The sequence below is a fragment of the Paraglaciecola sp. QJM3NY_14 genome, from assembly GCF_056173245.1.
In genome coordinates this window covers 3,941,901-3,957,877 of record NZ_CM149664.1, presented here as the reverse complement: position 1 = coordinate 3,957,877, position 15,977 = coordinate 3,941,901, and the positions used below count along the sequence as shown (strand labels likewise).

Sequence of the window (15,977 nt, the reverse complement as noted above, 5' to 3'; positions counted from 1 at the left end):
ATTTAGTGCGGGTGCAGTGAGCACTAAATCTGACATAGGGTTTTGAGCATTGCATGCTGCAAAATGGTTATTTTCCCATAGTGGACTTTAATAACGCCTTGCTGCTGTAATTCTTGCAATAGCTTATTCACTGTTTGCCTTGAACTGTGCAGCATCAAGGCGAGAGATTCTTGAGAAATGCGCAAGCTCGACCCGTTTTCGATAGGAGCTTGATGCTCTAAGCCTTCAGCGAGCAGTAAAATGCGACCGCATAATTTCCCTTTTAGAGACAAGCTTCCGGTTTCATCGATGAAGGAAAATGTGGTGCGAATACGCTGACACAGCAAACGCATGAAATGTGGGTAAAGTGCTGGGCGCTCAATCAGCAGCGCTTTAAAATCCTGACTGGATATCTTCAGTAACTCACAGGGCTCATCTGCATGAGCATCGTGAGCCCGTGGTAATCCGTCAAACAGTGAAATCTCCCCAAACCAATTGCCGGGTTGCATCCAGGTTAAAATGAGTTCTTTTCCTTCGAGTGTGACATTGCTTAAACGCACCTTACCTGACATAACGCAATACAAGCCGTCGCCTAAATCATGCTTTTGATAGACCAATTGACCTGTGTCTAGGCGCTTTAATTTTGCCGCAGTGACAAGTTGTTCAATCGCGTCTTGAGGAAGTGATTTGAACCAAGAGCTTTGACTAAGAATGGGCCTGATCGAGTCTAATAACATGGGATTTATCTTTGATTGTCGTATAGGCGACAGTTTGAATGGTATCGGTAGATTAAGTTGTGAACACAAATTTAACAATCGAAAAGAAGTAAATAAATGTCATCAGTAAAGCAACATGTCAGTGAACAAGAATGGAAAGCCAGAGTCGACTTGGCTGCTGCCTACCGTATGGTCGCTCATTATGGTTGGGATGATTTGGTCTTTACCCATATATCAGCGCGAGTGCCTGGGCCTGAGCATCACTTTTTAATCAATCCATACGGAATGATGTTTGACGAAGTGACCGCATCGAGTTTAGTGAAAGTTAACTTACAGGGCGAAAAGGTGATGGCGTCTGATTACAACATCAACCCAGCCGGTTTTGTTATTCACAGTGCTGTGCATGAAGCTCGCGAGGATGCCCAGTGTGTCATGCATTTGCACACGACTGCCGGCATTGCAGTCTCCACTCAAAAGGAAGGGCTACAGCCTCTGAGCCAACAGTCTTTATTTGCATTATCCTCTATGTCTTATCACGAGTATGAAGGGGTTGCGTTAAACCCAGAGGAGAAAAAACGATTGGTGGCCGATCTTGGCAACACCAACTTTATGATTTTGCGTAACCATGGCTTGTTAACCTGCGCAGACTCTATCGCGGATGCATTTTTAGGGATGTTCTTGTTGCAACGCTCTTGTGAAATCCAGCTGCAAGCGCAAGCATCAGGACAAGAACTTATTTCCATTCCAGAGCAAATTTTGGCGGGTATCAGAGCGCAAGCAAAACAAGTGACACGCTCAGCAGGTGGTGCTCTCGCTTGGCCGGGCATTTTACGTAAACTTGATCGCACCAATCCAGGCTACGACGAATAATGCGTGATTTTTCTAGTCTTGCGCAATACCAATCAAGTGCGAGTTACGCACAAATTTGTGAGCACCAAATTGCCTACTGGACAGCACAAGACAAGGAAGCTGTAACAAATGACGCACCGTGGATCTTACTGATCCATGGCTTTCCCAGCGCAGCATGGGATTGGCACGATCAATGGCAGGTTTTACGTCAAAAATACCGGTTAGTGTGCTTGGACTTACTGGGTCTTGGGTTATCAGATAAGCCGCACAAATACGATTATAGTTTGCTCGAGCAAGCGGATATTGTTGAAGAACTGATGACCTATTTACAAATTGGCCAATGCCATATTCTTGCTCATGATTATGGAGACTCAGTAGCCCAAGAGTTATTGGCTCGCCAACATGAAAAAAGAATGGGCTTGAACATCAAAAGCCTTTGTTATTTAAATGGAGGGTTGTTTGCGGATCACCATCGTCCGCTGCTCACACAAACGTTACTTAAAAGCCCTTTAGGATCCTTGGTGGCAAGATTGATGAGCTTAGGAAGTTTGCACAACAGCTTTGCGAAAATCTTTGGCCCGCGAAGCCAGCCTGAAGTACAACACGTTGCAATTTTGTATGAGTTACTTGAATGGAAGCAAGGAAAACGAGTACTGCCAAGCTTATTGGGCTATATAGATGAGCGCAAAGTGCATGGGGCTCGATGGCTCACTGCCATGCAGCATACACCCGTTGCCCAGTGCTTTGTGAACGGCATACACGATCCGATATCGGGTCAGCACATGTTACATCAATTTGAAAAATTACTGCCTGGCGCTCAAACCTATAAACTGGATGTGGGTCACTATCCTCAACTTGAAGCGCCCCAGCAAGTCACAGAATTATATCAAGCATTTGTGGCTCTACATTGCTAATGACACCGTTGATAGATCAATAACCTGGGTTGCTTTGATAAACCTATAGGGTGTGCATCTATTGTATCGCGGGTTTGGTCTACTTTCAGAGACGCAAGTGATTAGACCATTGCCTAAACACCTTAGAAAAACCCTTGTGGGCATTTAGCTTATTGATTCAGCGTGGCATACTTGCGCTCTTTTTTCAGGCGTAGCGGAAATTCGCTGGCGTGCTATGAGGTCTTATTAGTTGAAAATTTATTATGAAGACAGTCTGCCTTATGCTGCTGAATTTTTTGCAGGGTTAGGTGACAGTCAGGTTTTTTCCCACAAAGACGTTAATGGTGAGCTTGTCGCAGATGCCGACGTGTTATTGGTGCGCTCGACGACAAAGGTCAATGCTGAGCTTCTTAAAGCTAATCAAAACATCAAATATGTGGGTACTGCTACCGCAGGCACTAATCATCTCGATAAGGATTACTTGCGCAGCCGCGGATTAGATATTCACTCTGCAGCGGGCTGCAATGCCGTAGCCGTTGCCGAATATGTCCTTAGTGCATTATTCGTTATGGCTGAAAAGCTTGATTGGCAGTTAACGACTAAAACGGTTGGTATTGTCGGGGCGGGCCATGTAGGCACTCGATTAACTGAGAAACTGACAGCGCTGGGTATTCGCTACCATTTGTGCGATCCCCCGTTGGCCGATGCTGGCGACACCAGAGATTTTGTCGATATGGATACCATCATGCAGTGCGATATCATTAGCTTGCATGTGCCTTTAATTGAAGGCGGTCAATACAATACAGGGCATATGTTTGATGCTAAACGTATTGGGCAATTGCGTGAAGACCAGCTTTTGATTAACGCCTGTCGCGGTGAAGTCATTGATAATAAAGCGTTGTTAAAGAGTTTTGAATCAGGGTACAAGCTAAATGTTGTGTTAGATGTGTGGGAAAACGAACCAGATATCGACCAAGCGCTCGTACCCTATATCGCATTAGCTACGGCGCACATCGCTGGGCACACTGTTGAGGGAAAGGCGCGCGGTACTGAAATGCTTTATCAGCAGGTGTGCGAACAATTTGGCTTTAATGCGACAAAAAAGCTTAGCGATTATTTGCCGGCACCCCAGCCAAGCATTATCACGCTTGATGAAACATTAAGCGGGCAAGCGCAACTAAGTGCGTTAGTGCTTAGTGTTTACGACATTCGAAAGGACTCTAAGCAGTTTAAAGAGACCATTGAACAGCCGGATCAGTTTAGATATATCCGAAAAAACTATTCTATTCGAAGAGAATTCGCTGCACTTAGCGTAAATACTGGAAATTATAGCGGATCAGAGGCAATCTACGCCCTCGGATTCAACCGTAAATAAGTTACTTAAATAAACAATCACATTTTAGGAGTTATGCTACATGTCTCGGTCTTTTGATGTCGCCGTGTTGGGTGCTACTGGTTTAGTAGGACAACACATGATTGAAATTCTTGAACAAAGAGGATTTCCAGTCAATAAACTTTACCCATTGGCAAGTTCACGTTCTGCTGGTGGTACGGTGACGTTTAAGGGTGAAGAAGTAACTGTGCTAGACGCAGATACTTTTGATTGGAGCCTAGTGCAATTAGGTTTCTTTTCAGCAGGCGGCAGTGTTTCTGAGAAATTTGCACCTATCGCTGCAGAAGCAGGTTGCGTGGTTATCGATAATACATCGCACTACCGTTATGAACCGGATATCCCTCTAGTGGTGCCGGAAGTGAATGCTCATGCATTGGCTGATTTTCGTAACCGCAACATCATCGCTAACCCTAACTGTTCAACAATCCAAATGATGGTAGCACTTAAACCAATCCACGACGCAGTGGGTATTGAGCGCATTAACGTGTGCACTTACCAGTCTGTATCAGGTGGCGGGAAAGAATCTATGGATGAATTGGCGAAGCAAACTGCCGCGCTCCTAAACGGGCAAGAAGCAAAGCCTGAAGCGTTTAGTCGTCAAATCGCGTTTAACGTAATTCCGCAAATAGATGTGTTTTTAGATAACGATTACACCAAAGAAGAAATGAAGATGGTGTGGGAAACCCAGAAAATCTTGGGTGACGAAAGCATTCGTGTGAATGCCACCGCAGTGCGTGTTCCGGTATTTTATGGTCACGGTGAAGCGATACACATAGAAACGCGTACTCCGATTGATGCACAAGATGCGAAAAACTTATTGGCTGAAGCGCCGGGTATTGTTCTAAAAGCAGACCCAGCCGACTTTCCTACTCAAGTAAGTGATGCGAGCGGAAACGATGATGTTCACGTTGGGCGCGTTCGTAACGACATTAGCCACCCCAATGGCCTGAATATGTGGGTTGTTTCTGATAACGTGCGCAAGGGCGCTGCTACTAACAGTGTTCAAATTGCAGAGGTGCTTATTCGCGATTACATGTAATCACCGAATAGACTAATGTTGACCCACGGTGCGTACTTTACGGCCGTGGGTTAATTATTTGTGCAGCCGATAGTGCTAATAATCGCTTATAGTTTGATGGTTTATATATTCATATTTTTACTGCATGTGTCGATAATAAGACGTAGCCTTATCATAAATCATGTGATGTTTGAGTTGTTCCGGTCTTAGATGAATTGATAGGAAAGTGGCGACTAGGCCATTCTAGATCATCTGAATCTTCTGGTTTATAGTAAGACGTGAAGATGTAATCCACTTAGTTTATGAATTTGTGGAATATTTTTTGCTGTGATTCGTCGTATGCAAGTACGCGTAACGATAATAATAAATGATATTGTAAATAACCTGATGGCGGCTTATTTACCCTAATTTCGAGGCATAAAGGATCAATGAATTTGCGAACGCTAGCCCTCTTATTTGTAGCGAGCCTCACCTTAAACTTCTCTATTGGTTTACACGCAGCCGATTTTCAGCAAATCCGTATTAAAGGTCCCAAAAGCAGCGATTCCGATTATTCAGGTCAAACATATGGCCCAATAACGGCCGCTGACACACTTTGGCGTATTGCAAGCGATGCAAGACAGAATACCAATCACTCCATATATCAAGTGATGCTCGCGACCTACGAGCTTAACCCCGATGCTTTTGAACGCAATAACATAAACCTGATGAGAGACGGGGCTATTTTGCGCCTACCAGCGTCTCAGTATGTGAATAGGGTAAACGAAGCTCAGGCTATTTCAAAAGTGCGCTACGACAATCAGCTACTTAATTTAGGTGGCGAAACTCTTGGCGATGGCGCAACAGGTAACGTCAATAAAAAATTAGCCAGTAAAGACGATTTAGACGAAACCAAAGACATAATTGAAAAACGTTTAGGTGCTATCGATGAGGAACAAAATCGTCAATTTCAAGAAATTCGGCAACAATTTGCCGAGTCTATTCTCAGCGTTCAAACTATTCTCAATGAAAACCAGCGCGTTTTCGAAAGCCTTGATTCGGTTAACAAAGACTTAGCAGAAATTCGCAGTCAAGAAGAAATCCGAGACGAACAAATGTCGCAAATGGGCAAGAGCATTGAAGAGCTTCTTGCTAAATCACGTGATGCTGAGGCCAAAGCGTTGGCACAGCAGCAAGAAGGCGGTTTCACAGACTGGCTGATGAAACCACTGACCTTGATTATCTCCTCTATCTTAATTTCTTTGCTTATCTTAGGTGGTTTTGCTTTCTGGCTAATGAAGCGTAAAAAGCCGCAGGAGATGGATCTAGACTTATTGGCGACAAAAGATGAGCCGGCTGATACTTACGTGGCCAGTGAGATGGATGATCTGTCTGATGCATTGAGCGAAGAATTAACTTCGGAATTAGATGACGATAATTTATTTGGCGAACAAGATGCTCCCGACGATGTATTAGCAGAAGAGCTGAAAGACTCATTTGAAGACACGCAAGAGTTAGATGACACATCAGAACTTGCTGGAAAGGAAGAATTCGATGATCTTGGCGATGATATGTTGGTGCCAGATAGCGAACTCAACCCGACAGAAGAGTTTGAAGCAGGGAGTGACGAACTTGACCAAGATGATTTAGACAACCTATTCGAAGATGAAGACGATCTGTTGGCTGAAATTGATGAAGAAATGGATAACATCAGCCTGTCTGATGAAGATAAGGAAGAAATTCAGGCTGACGCGCAAGAAGCCGAAACTGATAAGGTCGAAATAGACGACACGCAAGCACAAACTCCTGAACCTGAAAACACTGAGGAGTCGAGCGCCTCAGACGACGAAGAGTTTGACTTTGATATAGATCTCGACGAGTCGGCGAAAGTAGAGAGCGCAACCGAAGCCGAAATTGTTGAAGAGCTAGGGGATGAAGACTTAGATTTAGACGATAACGAGTCGGATGATCCGGACGTCGAAGCCACTGGTGATGCATCTAACGAGCTATTACAGGAAACATCAAGCGAGGCTAGTGCAGTCTCCCAGGTAGATGACAGTGATGAGCAACCTGAGATCAGTATTGATGATTTACTCGTTGAGCCTAAACCTGAATTACCAGAATCATCTGAAGTAAATGCAGATGATCCTATCAATGAAGATATGCTCGAGCAACTCGATAAAGAAATTGCATCGCAAAGTGAAGAGCTAGACAACATCACCAGCAACTTGATTGATGAACTTGAACAAGTCGAGATGATGCAGGATATGCTCCCCGACGAAGAGGATGCATCCGAGCCAGAATTTACCGGTACGCCGCAACATGATATTCAGGAATTAGACAAGATTACAGAAGGGCTAGGCGATATCTTTGCTGAAGCTGATAGCCATGAGTCTGTAAAAATTGAACATGATGTTGAAAATCTGTCAGTAGAAGATTTGAAGCCAGCAGATGAAGAGTTCGGGACTGAAGTTGAAGAGCCAACGCTGACCGATGAGCAGGCCGACGAGTTCGAAACAGAAGAATCAGCGCTCTCAGAAGAGGAAAATTTACCAGAGGAATCACAGCCTCTAGAAGAGGATTTAACCCCAGAGGCGGCAAACACTGAAGAATCAGAAGATGAAGAGTCGACGCAGACGGTTGAGCAAGTCGACCAGTTTGTAACAGAGGGATCACAGCCTCTAGAAGAAGATTTAACCCCAGAAGTAGCAGACGCTAACGAGTCAGTAGACGACTCCGTAGATGACTCCATAGATGAAAAACGGACAACAGAAGATGCGCCGCTTGAAGAGACTGGGACAGACCATAAAGAATCAACGCAGACGGTTGAGGAGCTCGACGAGTTTGTAACAGAGGAATCACAGCCTTTAGAAGAAAGTCTAACCCCAGAAGCAGCAGATGTTGATCAGTTAGTAGATGACTCAGTAGATGAAAAGCCGGCGACAGAGGACGAGCCGCTTGAAGAGCTTGCAGCAGATAAATCAGAGTTGTTAGAAGAGGGCACATTGCCTGAGGCAGCAATTGCTGACGAATTAATAGACGAACCTGCAGAAGAAGAGCCTGGGAAAGGTAATGAAGCATCAGCGCCGATAGCTGAGCAGACCGACGAGTTTGTGACAGAGGAATCACAGCCGTTAACAGAGGAAACAGCATCTAAGGCGACAGCCGCTGACGAATCAGTCGACGAGGCAGAAGATGAAGAGCTGGAATCAGATACTGAATCAGATGTTCTCGATGAAGATAATGCGTTAGAGCAAGCACTTGCTGATTTCGATGAATCGACAGCTAAGGCAAATGACGAACCCTCTCAAGCGGGTGAAAGCGACACCTTGTCTGATCCTATGGATTTGGATGATATAGATGGCTTGAGTGATTTCGATGACGGTGAATTAGAAAAAGCACTTGCAGATTTTGACGACGATGGGCCTGAAACCAGTGTAGTGCCATCTCAGTCTGAGGAAAGTGAGCTGTCATCTGATGCAATGGATTTAGACGACATAGATGCCATAGGTGATTTTGATGATGATGAGTTAGAGCGTGCGCTAGATAACTTTGTTCTAGACGATAACTCTAGCAATAGCGCAGCGTTATCTGATAACGAATCATTAGCACCGTCCTTTGATAAAGACAGTGAAGAGTTAGATGAATTCCCTGAACTAGGGGACTGGTTAAACGAAGTAGATGAAGACGACAAAGGGGCCATCGAGAACCTAGAATCCGCCTCATTCGATGACATGTTGCAAAGTTTAGATGAAGATTTGGGCGACGCCATTTCTGCAACGACCGAAAACACGCCGTCACCCAGCAATACCAATCAAGCCGGACAGGATATTGACGATGCGGTGGACATCGCAACCTTACTGGAAGAAAGCGATCCCCATGAACAAGAGCGCGATTTTCTGGACGTTGACGACTTGCTTAATGACAGTATCACGGCGGATCCCTCACCGGAAAAAGCGCTAGATTTAGAGTCTGTGATGGGGGAGTTTTCAGGGGCACAAGACGACGTTGATCATATTGACGTGGACAGTGACGACGGCTTTGGCGCTAAGCTTGATTTGGCGCATGCCTATATCGAAATAGGTGAGACAGAATCAGCTACGGAGCTACTTGAAGAAATCATCGAAAACGGACACCCCCCGCAATCAGATGAAGCTAAGCGTGTGCTGGCTAGCCTATCCGAAAATGACTAAGTAAGAAACTATGACAAAGACGACGTGATTTCGTTGTCTCTGCCCCATTAAATGTCGTAAAGAAGCGTCTTTATATAATACATCAACAAAAAATAAGTTAGTATTATTCAAAAAATTGAGGCGGCTGTGACCAGGTTCATTCTCTTTCTATTGCTAATCATGGCAAATTCAGTCAGTTTTGCTGGCAACATTGCGGTTACCCTTTTGGATAATCAGCAAAAACCATTGGCGAATGCTGTGGTTTATCTTATACCGAAAACGGTATCTGTCGAGCCTATTGAAAACATGGCGATCATGGATCAAGTCGACACCCAGTTTTACCCGCATATTCTTGCTGTTCAGCGTAACACTCAAGTGAGTTTTCCTAATTCTGACTCGATTCAGCATCACGTATACTCGTTCTCTAGCGCCAAGGTGTTTGAGTTAGAGTTATATAAGGGCTTACGGGCGGATCCGTTATTGTTCGACAACCTTGGAGTGGTGGAAATGGGGTGTAACGTGCATGACTGGATGCTGGGTTACATCTATGTAGTGGATACACCGTATTTTAAAAAATCGGACCACGCAGGCGAGGTGACAATCAGCGTGCCTGACGGTGAATATACTCTTAAAGCATGGCATCCACGTATTAGCGATAGCCCAGAGTCATTTCAAATGATGTTATCAATACAAGGTGATACTCACGTGAGTATGAGTGTGCCTTCTGCTCTGTTACCTGATGTAAATGCTTTTGAAGATGCGGCAGATGAATTCGGTGAATATGAGTAACAAAAGCGTATTGATTAAACCATCTTTGCAAATGCGGATGTCTTTCATATTTTTGCTTTTGCTTAGTATTATCGTCGTGGTAACCATTTATTTCGTTCAGCAAGCCACGTTCAAACACGCTAGTGCTCAACTAATGAATCATATTCAAACTTCTGCTGCAGTCGTTCAGGACAATGTGGAGGGACGAGCCAGTGCGCTAGATAACGGAATGGCCACACTCGCCAAAGATTTCAGCATGAAGCAACTCATAGCAACAGCTAAAAATGATCAACGCTCATTAAGCTCCGCTATGTCAAACTACCAAAGCCGTTTAGGAGCAGATATCTACTGGGTTTTGAGTAAGGACTTCACACCACTTATTGAAGCGCAATCGCCGTTTGAAAATAGCAAGCAAGTCGTTCCTGCTTTCTCCAAAGCAGCGTTACATTGGTTTACTTACCAAGGGCGTAACTACCTTATGCGCTCAACACCAGTGCGCTTTGTCGAAACGTCAGGCCATATCAATGCTTGGGTCGTGATGGGGATTGATGCAAAGAAATTGTTCACACCACATCTAGTGGATTTAACCGATATGCAAATATCACTGTTCGGTGGCAATGCCAGTGTGCTGTTGGGAGCGACCCCTGAAGCGCATTTCGTCGCGGGCCAAAAGCAAGGCGAAATCGCTAAATCGCAAGGGCTTCACAGGTTACCATTAAATTCTACCAGCATCATTTACAGTGCTTTTGAGCTTGGCACTTGGCAAGGGGAATCGGCTTTTATTGTATTGTCGATGGACGAAGATGATGCGTTTCTTTCTAATGAAAGTTTAATTGGTCAATTAATCTTCATTTTGTTGGCCGCTGCCGCGCTGGGTTTGTTAGGTGCGACACTGCTATCACGCGAAATCACCAAACCATTGAAGCAATTGATAGATGCCGCGCGCAGAATGCGTGCCGGTGAGAATGTTGATAGTTTTCCTAGTGCAAACACTCGAGAAGTAGAAACGCTTTCCAGCGCCTTTAGTGATATGCAACTAGGTATCCAAGATCGTGAAGCGCAAATTCACCAACTGGCATATTTTGACGAGCTAACTCATATCCCAAACCGCATCCAGTTTTCTAACCATATCAGCGACATGATCAGGCAAGCACCAGAATGCGAGTTGATCGTGTTGATGATAGATGTAGACCGATTCAAAGAGATAAACGATACCCTAGGTCATGATTTAGGCGACGAACTGCTTATTGCCATCGCCAAGCGTTTACATAGTCATACGCAAAACAAGGGTTTCTGTGCGCGATTAGGGGGAGATGAATATGCTTGGGTCGGCCTTCAAGAGGCCAATACACGCCCGCAAGATGTGGCTCAAAATCTCCTGAGCGTCTTCGAGCAGCCCTTTAAGATAGAAAATCTAGTACTAGATGTGGACTGCTCAATGGGGATTGCCCTTTATCCACAACACGCTTCGTCGCTGCAAGGGCTTATGCAATGTGCTGATATTGCGATGTACAGTTGTAAAGATCAGCATAATCCATTCGCCCTTTATAATGATGCACTTAACAAGCACTCAGTGGTTCGGTTGAGCCTGATGTCACAGCTTAAAGGCGCGTTAGGCGAGGGACAATTAGAGCTGTATTACCAACCGAAGTTAACCATCGCGAGCGACAAAATAGAGACGCTGGAATGCCTAATACGCTGGTTTCACCCTGAACATGGCTTCGTTCCCCCTGATGATTTTATTCCACTAGCCGAGCAAACAGGCGCTATTCGCCACGTTACCCAATGGGCATTAAGAACAGCGTGTGAGCAAGTCAAACGATGGCGTGATAAGAACATATGTTTTTCCGTGGCAGTGAATATTTCAGCGATCGATTTAGTTGATTTATCGTTACCAGCGAGCATTGAATCTTTGCTCAATGAGTTTGATTTACCCCCCAGTGCATTGACAATGGAAGTGACTGAAAGCGCGGTTATGGGCGATCCAGAAAATGCCCTTAAGGCATTAAACCTGCTCCGAGATATGGGGGTTACCTTGTCTATCGATGACTTTGGTACAGGGTATTCTTCGATGGCTCAATTGAAAAAAATGCCGGTAGATGAACTCAAAATTGATAAGGCATTTGTACTTGCGCTAGCCACAAACCAAGAAGACAGAGTGATGGTGAAAACGCTAGTCAGCTTAGCGCAAAATCTAGGGCTTACAACCGTGGCTGAGGGAGTTGAAGACCTTGAAACGTTAGAATTTTTAAGAGAAGTCGGTTGCACCAAGGCGCAAGGCTACTATATGACTAAGGCATTGCGCGCTGATGAATTAATCTCTTGGTATGAAATGTTTACCGACCAGGGATTGGCTTCGTGCTCACAATGAGGTTATCGCGTTTTGTGTCTGTGATGTTACTCGGCTTTTATGTAATAGTCGGTTGGCAAATCCCTGTAAGTGCCCAGCAACTCAGCGGCCTCATTCAGGCGAATATTGTGCACGGTGATGAGCATGCGCCGTGGCTTGATAAAGGGACCGGTATTCTTGCGTATGAAGATAATGCAGTGCATTTACAGCAAGGCGTATTGAGAATAACGGATCGGTTATCATCGAGTTTTTCCTATGACGTCAGTGCTAACCTGTATCAGTTAGGTGAACAGCGCTTGGGTATCTCACAAGCCACCATACACTATAAGCCTTTGTCTCATCGCCAGGTCCGGTTTAAAGGGCGAGCAGGTTTTTTTTACCCGCGTTTGTCTCTTGAGAATGTTGATTTAGGATGGTTATCGCCCTATACCTATACGCAATCTGCTATCAACAGTTGGATTGGTGAAGAACTCAGGGTTGCGGGTATCGAGGGATCGTTATTTAGTTCCGGGCGCAGTCGTCGCAGTCCATTGACTTGGGAAGTAACAGCAGGGGCATTTAAAGGCAACGATACCTTGGGTACCGTGCTTAGCTGGCGAGGCTTTGCAATGCACGATAGACAAAGCTTGCACAATGATAGAGTTGTTTTCGCTAATTACCCTACGGTTGTGGATCCTAACGGAATTTTTCATCCATCTTATGTGGAGCCATTTCATGAGCTTGATAGCAGAGTGGGGTATTACCTAGGTGCACATCTGAATTACTATCACAGAAGCAAAGTCCGTTATTATTTTTACGACAATCAAGCCAATCCAAACGTCGTGAATTCTCAGCGTTTATACGCTTGGCGTACTAAGTTTCATTCGTTAGCGTTCTCACATGACGTCACGGCAAATGGACGATTCATTGCCCAATGGTTAACAGGCAGCAGCCACATGGGGCAGCGGTTCGTATACATTAATTTCGACGCATACTACGTGATGTACAGCCATAAAGTCGGCTCACATCGATTCAGCGCTCGCTACGATGACTTTGAGGTGAGGGAAGATGACATATTCCCAGATGATCCAAACAACAGCGACGGGCAGGCTATGACCTTGGCATGGCGCTATACTATTGATAAAAATTGGCAAGTGGGGCTAGAGCAACATTTTAATCGTAATCGCGCTGATATTCGTTCGACGCTCGGCGAACAACAAAGACAAAATCAGCAACAAACCCTTGCCGTGGCGCAGTACAGATGGCGCTAGCAGTATAAATATATAGATACAAAAACGGCAACCCATGGTTGCCGTTTCTTTTTAAGCTTGACCGTTGTTTAGAAGAAAGTGTAAACGATGGTTGCTGCTGTTTGCGTATCTAGCTTTTCTATTCCTTCAGACACACTCGAGTTGTGATCGAACGTTAAGGTTAGTTTCATTGATAATGAACTGTTTATTTTGGCTGAGATAGAGCTAATGGACTTAGACTTAGTGTTATCTTCACCGACTTCCGTACTCATTGTTTGTTTGAACGTTGCGGTATCAGAAATTTTCCAATTGAAGCCCAATGCCCCACGGACGATGAAGCTGTCAGCGTCTTCGCCTTCAGAGGTTTCAGCAAAAGAGTAACCAGGACCCACACTGTATTCAAACTTGGTGGTTTCGTTGTCCCACAACTTTTGGCTCCAACCCGCGGCAACGGTTGATTGATAATTAAAGCTGCTGAAACGGTCATCTTCGTATGAACCGAACGCGAATAAACGGTGATCAGGGTTGGCTAACTTGTAGTTACCTTGACCAGAGATAAAGAATTTCTGCGCTGTAGTTTGGCTTTCACTAGTATCATCATCAAGGGTGACATCATCTTTCTTATATAAACCCTCGAATAAGAAATCATTACTCCATTGCTCTAACTCTTGATGAGCAGATAACTTAGCATTCAAAGACGTGGTTTCTGTGTTACCTGAGGTAGCGATAAAACCCAGCTCGCCATCCATAGAAAATGGTTTAACTTCTTCTTGGGCGAAGGCATTTCCCGCAAGGAGTAATCCAGTGGCGATAAGCGTTTTTTTCATTTAAAAATATCCTTAAGTTGAAAAGTAAATTTGTTAGGGCGATGGCGCATCAGAAAAATTGATAAACAAGCGTAACAGCGGTTTCCGTATCTAGGCTCTCTTGGCTCACTTCGGCGTTGCTGTTGTGTTCCATAATGAAGGACAGCTTCATGGCTAATGAACCAAATATTTTAGTGGAAAGTGACGTTTCTGATTTTGTTTTGGTGTATTCGGGATCGGTTTCTGTGCTGATAAACTGGCGAAACTGCGCTGATTTAGATATTTCTAAGGTGTATTCCAAAGCAGTACGTAGAATGACGCCTTGTAAGTCATCATTTTCTTCGTCGTTTTTGGCTTCAGCGATAGCATAACCCGGTCCTACACTGTATTTGAACTCGCTAAACTCGTCACGCCAAAGGCGTTCGCTCCAACCGCTGGCGACTAAAGTTTGGTAGTCATAAATATCGAACCGATCATTTTCATATTCGGCGTAAATAAAGATCCGTTCATCCGGCGAGGCGAGCTTAAAGTCTATTTGGGTGGAGATAAAGTTCTTCTGAGCCGTAGTGACATCATATTCATCCCCCCCATCATCTGCTTCTTTTGAGGTCTTATACCGAGTGTTGGCAATCGCTTGATAGCTCCATTTCTCGAGTTCGTGACTGATATTAAATTTAGCATTGACACTAGAAGAGTTGGTGTTGCCCTTGTTATACAGTAAACCTAATTCACCGGTGGCCGTGATGTTGCTTCCAGAGGCTGGAAGGTTTCCACCGCTGTCGGACATGTAGAGCGAGCGCATAATGTTTATTTGAGCGTGGCAGGGGAAACATAGTGCCAGCAAGATGAGGTATCTAAGCATTATTCTTCGAAACATGATAGGTAGCTAAAAGACAATGCCGTGCAGTATAGCTAAACGGGATAGTAAATGCATCCATAAACATGGCTGAAGCCTTCTACTTTAGGCTACTACTAGAACATTAGGGGCTAAGAAGTTCAATCATCGTTTGTGCTTCCATGTGAGCGAATTTTATACCGTCCGTTATGTCTTGTTCTTCTAAACCCGCTTTGCGCAAAATCATCGGGTGAATCACACTCAAAGCACTAAACTTATCAGGAGAAACCATAGCAACAGCCACGCGGCAAATTATAAACATTAGGCTTGCTTCACGGCTCGAGTTTGCTGCCGTTTCATTGTTGGCATCTGGCAACACTTGGTACAAATGCGCAGGGAGTCCCCATTGTTTTAACAACGCATGAGTACAATCCGTATAATAGAATCCCAGTACTGACTTTTGGCGTTTCCAAGGTGGTACATGTTGGTCGTAATCGTTACAGGCAATTGCCAATTCAGGGGTTTGCACAGCCACGATGAGTTCACCAATATTGTGCAATAAGCCGATAACAAAATACCGAGCACTGGTGCGGGTTTGCGTCATTTTTGCTAAATGTTTAGCCACCAATGCAGCGTAGATACTCTGTAACCAGAAACGCTTTAAATCAATGACGTCGTTGCTGAAATGTTCAAACGCAGAGCCAGCCGTCTCGGCCATCACTAAGTTATACAGCGCTTCACCGCCCACCACATTAACGGCTTTATTAATGTTATCCACCTGAGATTCAAAACGAAACAAGGCACTGTTGGCCAGCTTCAGAAGTTTGGAGCTAAGGGCAGGGTCGGTAGAGACAAGTCTGGCGATATCGTCCGTGCTGGCATTGTTGCTGTCCAGCAGCGTGCGAATTTGTATACAAATTTTAGGTAAAGCGAATGACTCAGTGGCACGGTTTGCGTATTCATCAGCAGTGAACATAAGCTGGCTCTTTG

Annotated in this window: 12 protein-coding genes; 8 read left to right on the top strand and 4 right to left on the bottom strand. The window is 44.7% G+C overall.

All coding sequences use genetic code 11. The annotated features are described in order from the left end of the window. Window positions 1-23: 23 nt before the first annotated feature. Window positions 24-716 carry a Crp/Fnr family transcriptional regulator gene (locus tag AC0VYA_RS16975; RefSeq protein ID WP_475489043.1) on the bottom strand — a complete coding sequence of 231 codons (693 nt, stop codon included), beginning with the start codon at window positions 714-716 and terminating at the stop codon, window positions 24-26. A 96-nt stretch (window positions 717-812) separates the two neighbouring features. Between AC0VYA_RS16975 and AC0VYA_RS16970 the strand changes: the two genes are divergently transcribed. The 8 genes from AC0VYA_RS16970 (at window position 813) to AC0VYA_RS16935 (ending at window position 13,367) form a co-directional block, all read left to right on the top strand. Continuing rightward, window positions 813-1,565, top strand: coding sequence for a class II aldolase/adducin family protein (locus AC0VYA_RS16970; RefSeq protein ID WP_475489042.1), 753 nt, complete (start codon window positions 813-815; stop codon window positions 1,563-1,565). Beyond that, the gene (locus AC0VYA_RS16965) at window positions 1,565-2,458 is read left to right on the top strand and encodes an alpha/beta fold hydrolase (RefSeq protein WP_475489041.1); all 894 of its coding nucleotides are present in this window, start codon (window positions 1,565-1,567) and stop codon (window positions 2,456-2,458) included. The genes AC0VYA_RS16970 and AC0VYA_RS16965 overlap by 1 nt, the downstream gene beginning before the upstream one ends. A 229-nt stretch (window positions 2,459-2,687) precedes the next feature. Then, window positions 2,688-3,812 carry a 4-phosphoerythronate dehydrogenase gene (locus AC0VYA_RS16960; protein WP_475489040.1) on the top strand — a complete coding sequence of 375 codons (1,125 nt, stop codon included), beginning with the start codon at window positions 2,688-2,690 and terminating at the stop codon, window positions 3,810-3,812. Between the two features lie 40 nt (window positions 3,813-3,852). Then, entirely contained in the window at window positions 3,853-4,869 is a 1,017-nt protein-coding gene (locus AC0VYA_RS16955) for an aspartate-semialdehyde dehydrogenase (RefSeq protein ID WP_011576099.1), read from the top strand. A gap of 407 nt (window positions 4,870-5,276) precedes the next feature. Further along, on the top strand, window positions 5,277-9,020 hold the full coding sequence (locus AC0VYA_RS16950) for a FimV/HubP family polar landmark protein (RefSeq protein ID WP_475489039.1): 3,744 nt from the start codon (window positions 5,277-5,279) through the stop codon (window positions 9,018-9,020). 159 nt (window positions 9,021-9,179) lie between these two features. Continuing rightward, on the top strand, window positions 9,180-9,788 hold the full coding sequence (locus AC0VYA_RS16945; RefSeq protein ID WP_475489038.1) for a methylamine utilization protein: 609 nt from the start codon (window positions 9,180-9,182) through the stop codon (window positions 9,786-9,788). Then, on the top strand, window positions 9,781-12,138 hold the full coding sequence (locus AC0VYA_RS16940) for a putative bifunctional diguanylate cyclase/phosphodiesterase (protein WP_475489037.1): 2,358 nt from the start codon (window positions 9,781-9,783) through the stop codon (window positions 12,136-12,138). Before AC0VYA_RS16945 ends, AC0VYA_RS16940 begins: the two co-directional genes overlap by 8 nt. A 23-nt stretch (window positions 12,139-12,161) precedes the next feature. After that, a complete protein-coding gene (locus tag AC0VYA_RS16935; RefSeq protein ID WP_475491084.1) occupies window positions 12,162-13,367 on the top strand; it encodes a hypothetical protein in 1,206 nt (401 codons plus the stop codon). Window positions 13,368-13,435: 68 nt separating this feature from the next. Here the strand turns inward: AC0VYA_RS16935 and AC0VYA_RS16930 are convergent, their stop codons facing one another. From AC0VYA_RS16930 to AC0VYA_RS16920, 3 genes are all read right to left on the bottom strand, one after another. Beyond that, window positions 13,436-14,173, bottom strand: coding sequence for a DUF481 domain-containing protein (locus tag AC0VYA_RS16930; RefSeq protein WP_011576094.1), 738 nt, complete (start codon window positions 14,171-14,173; stop codon window positions 13,436-13,438). 49 nt (window positions 14,174-14,222) lie between these two features. After that, on the bottom strand, window positions 14,223-14,939 hold the full coding sequence (locus tag AC0VYA_RS16925) for a DUF481 domain-containing protein (RefSeq protein ID WP_041714558.1): 717 nt from the start codon (window positions 14,937-14,939) through the stop codon (window positions 14,223-14,225). Between the two features lie 193 nt (window positions 14,940-15,132). Further along, window positions 15,133-15,963, bottom strand: a complete 831-nt coding sequence (locus AC0VYA_RS16920) for an HDOD domain-containing protein (RefSeq protein ID WP_475489036.1) — start codon at window positions 15,961-15,963, stop codon at window positions 15,133-15,135. Window positions 15,964-15,977: the final 14 nt, after the last annotated feature.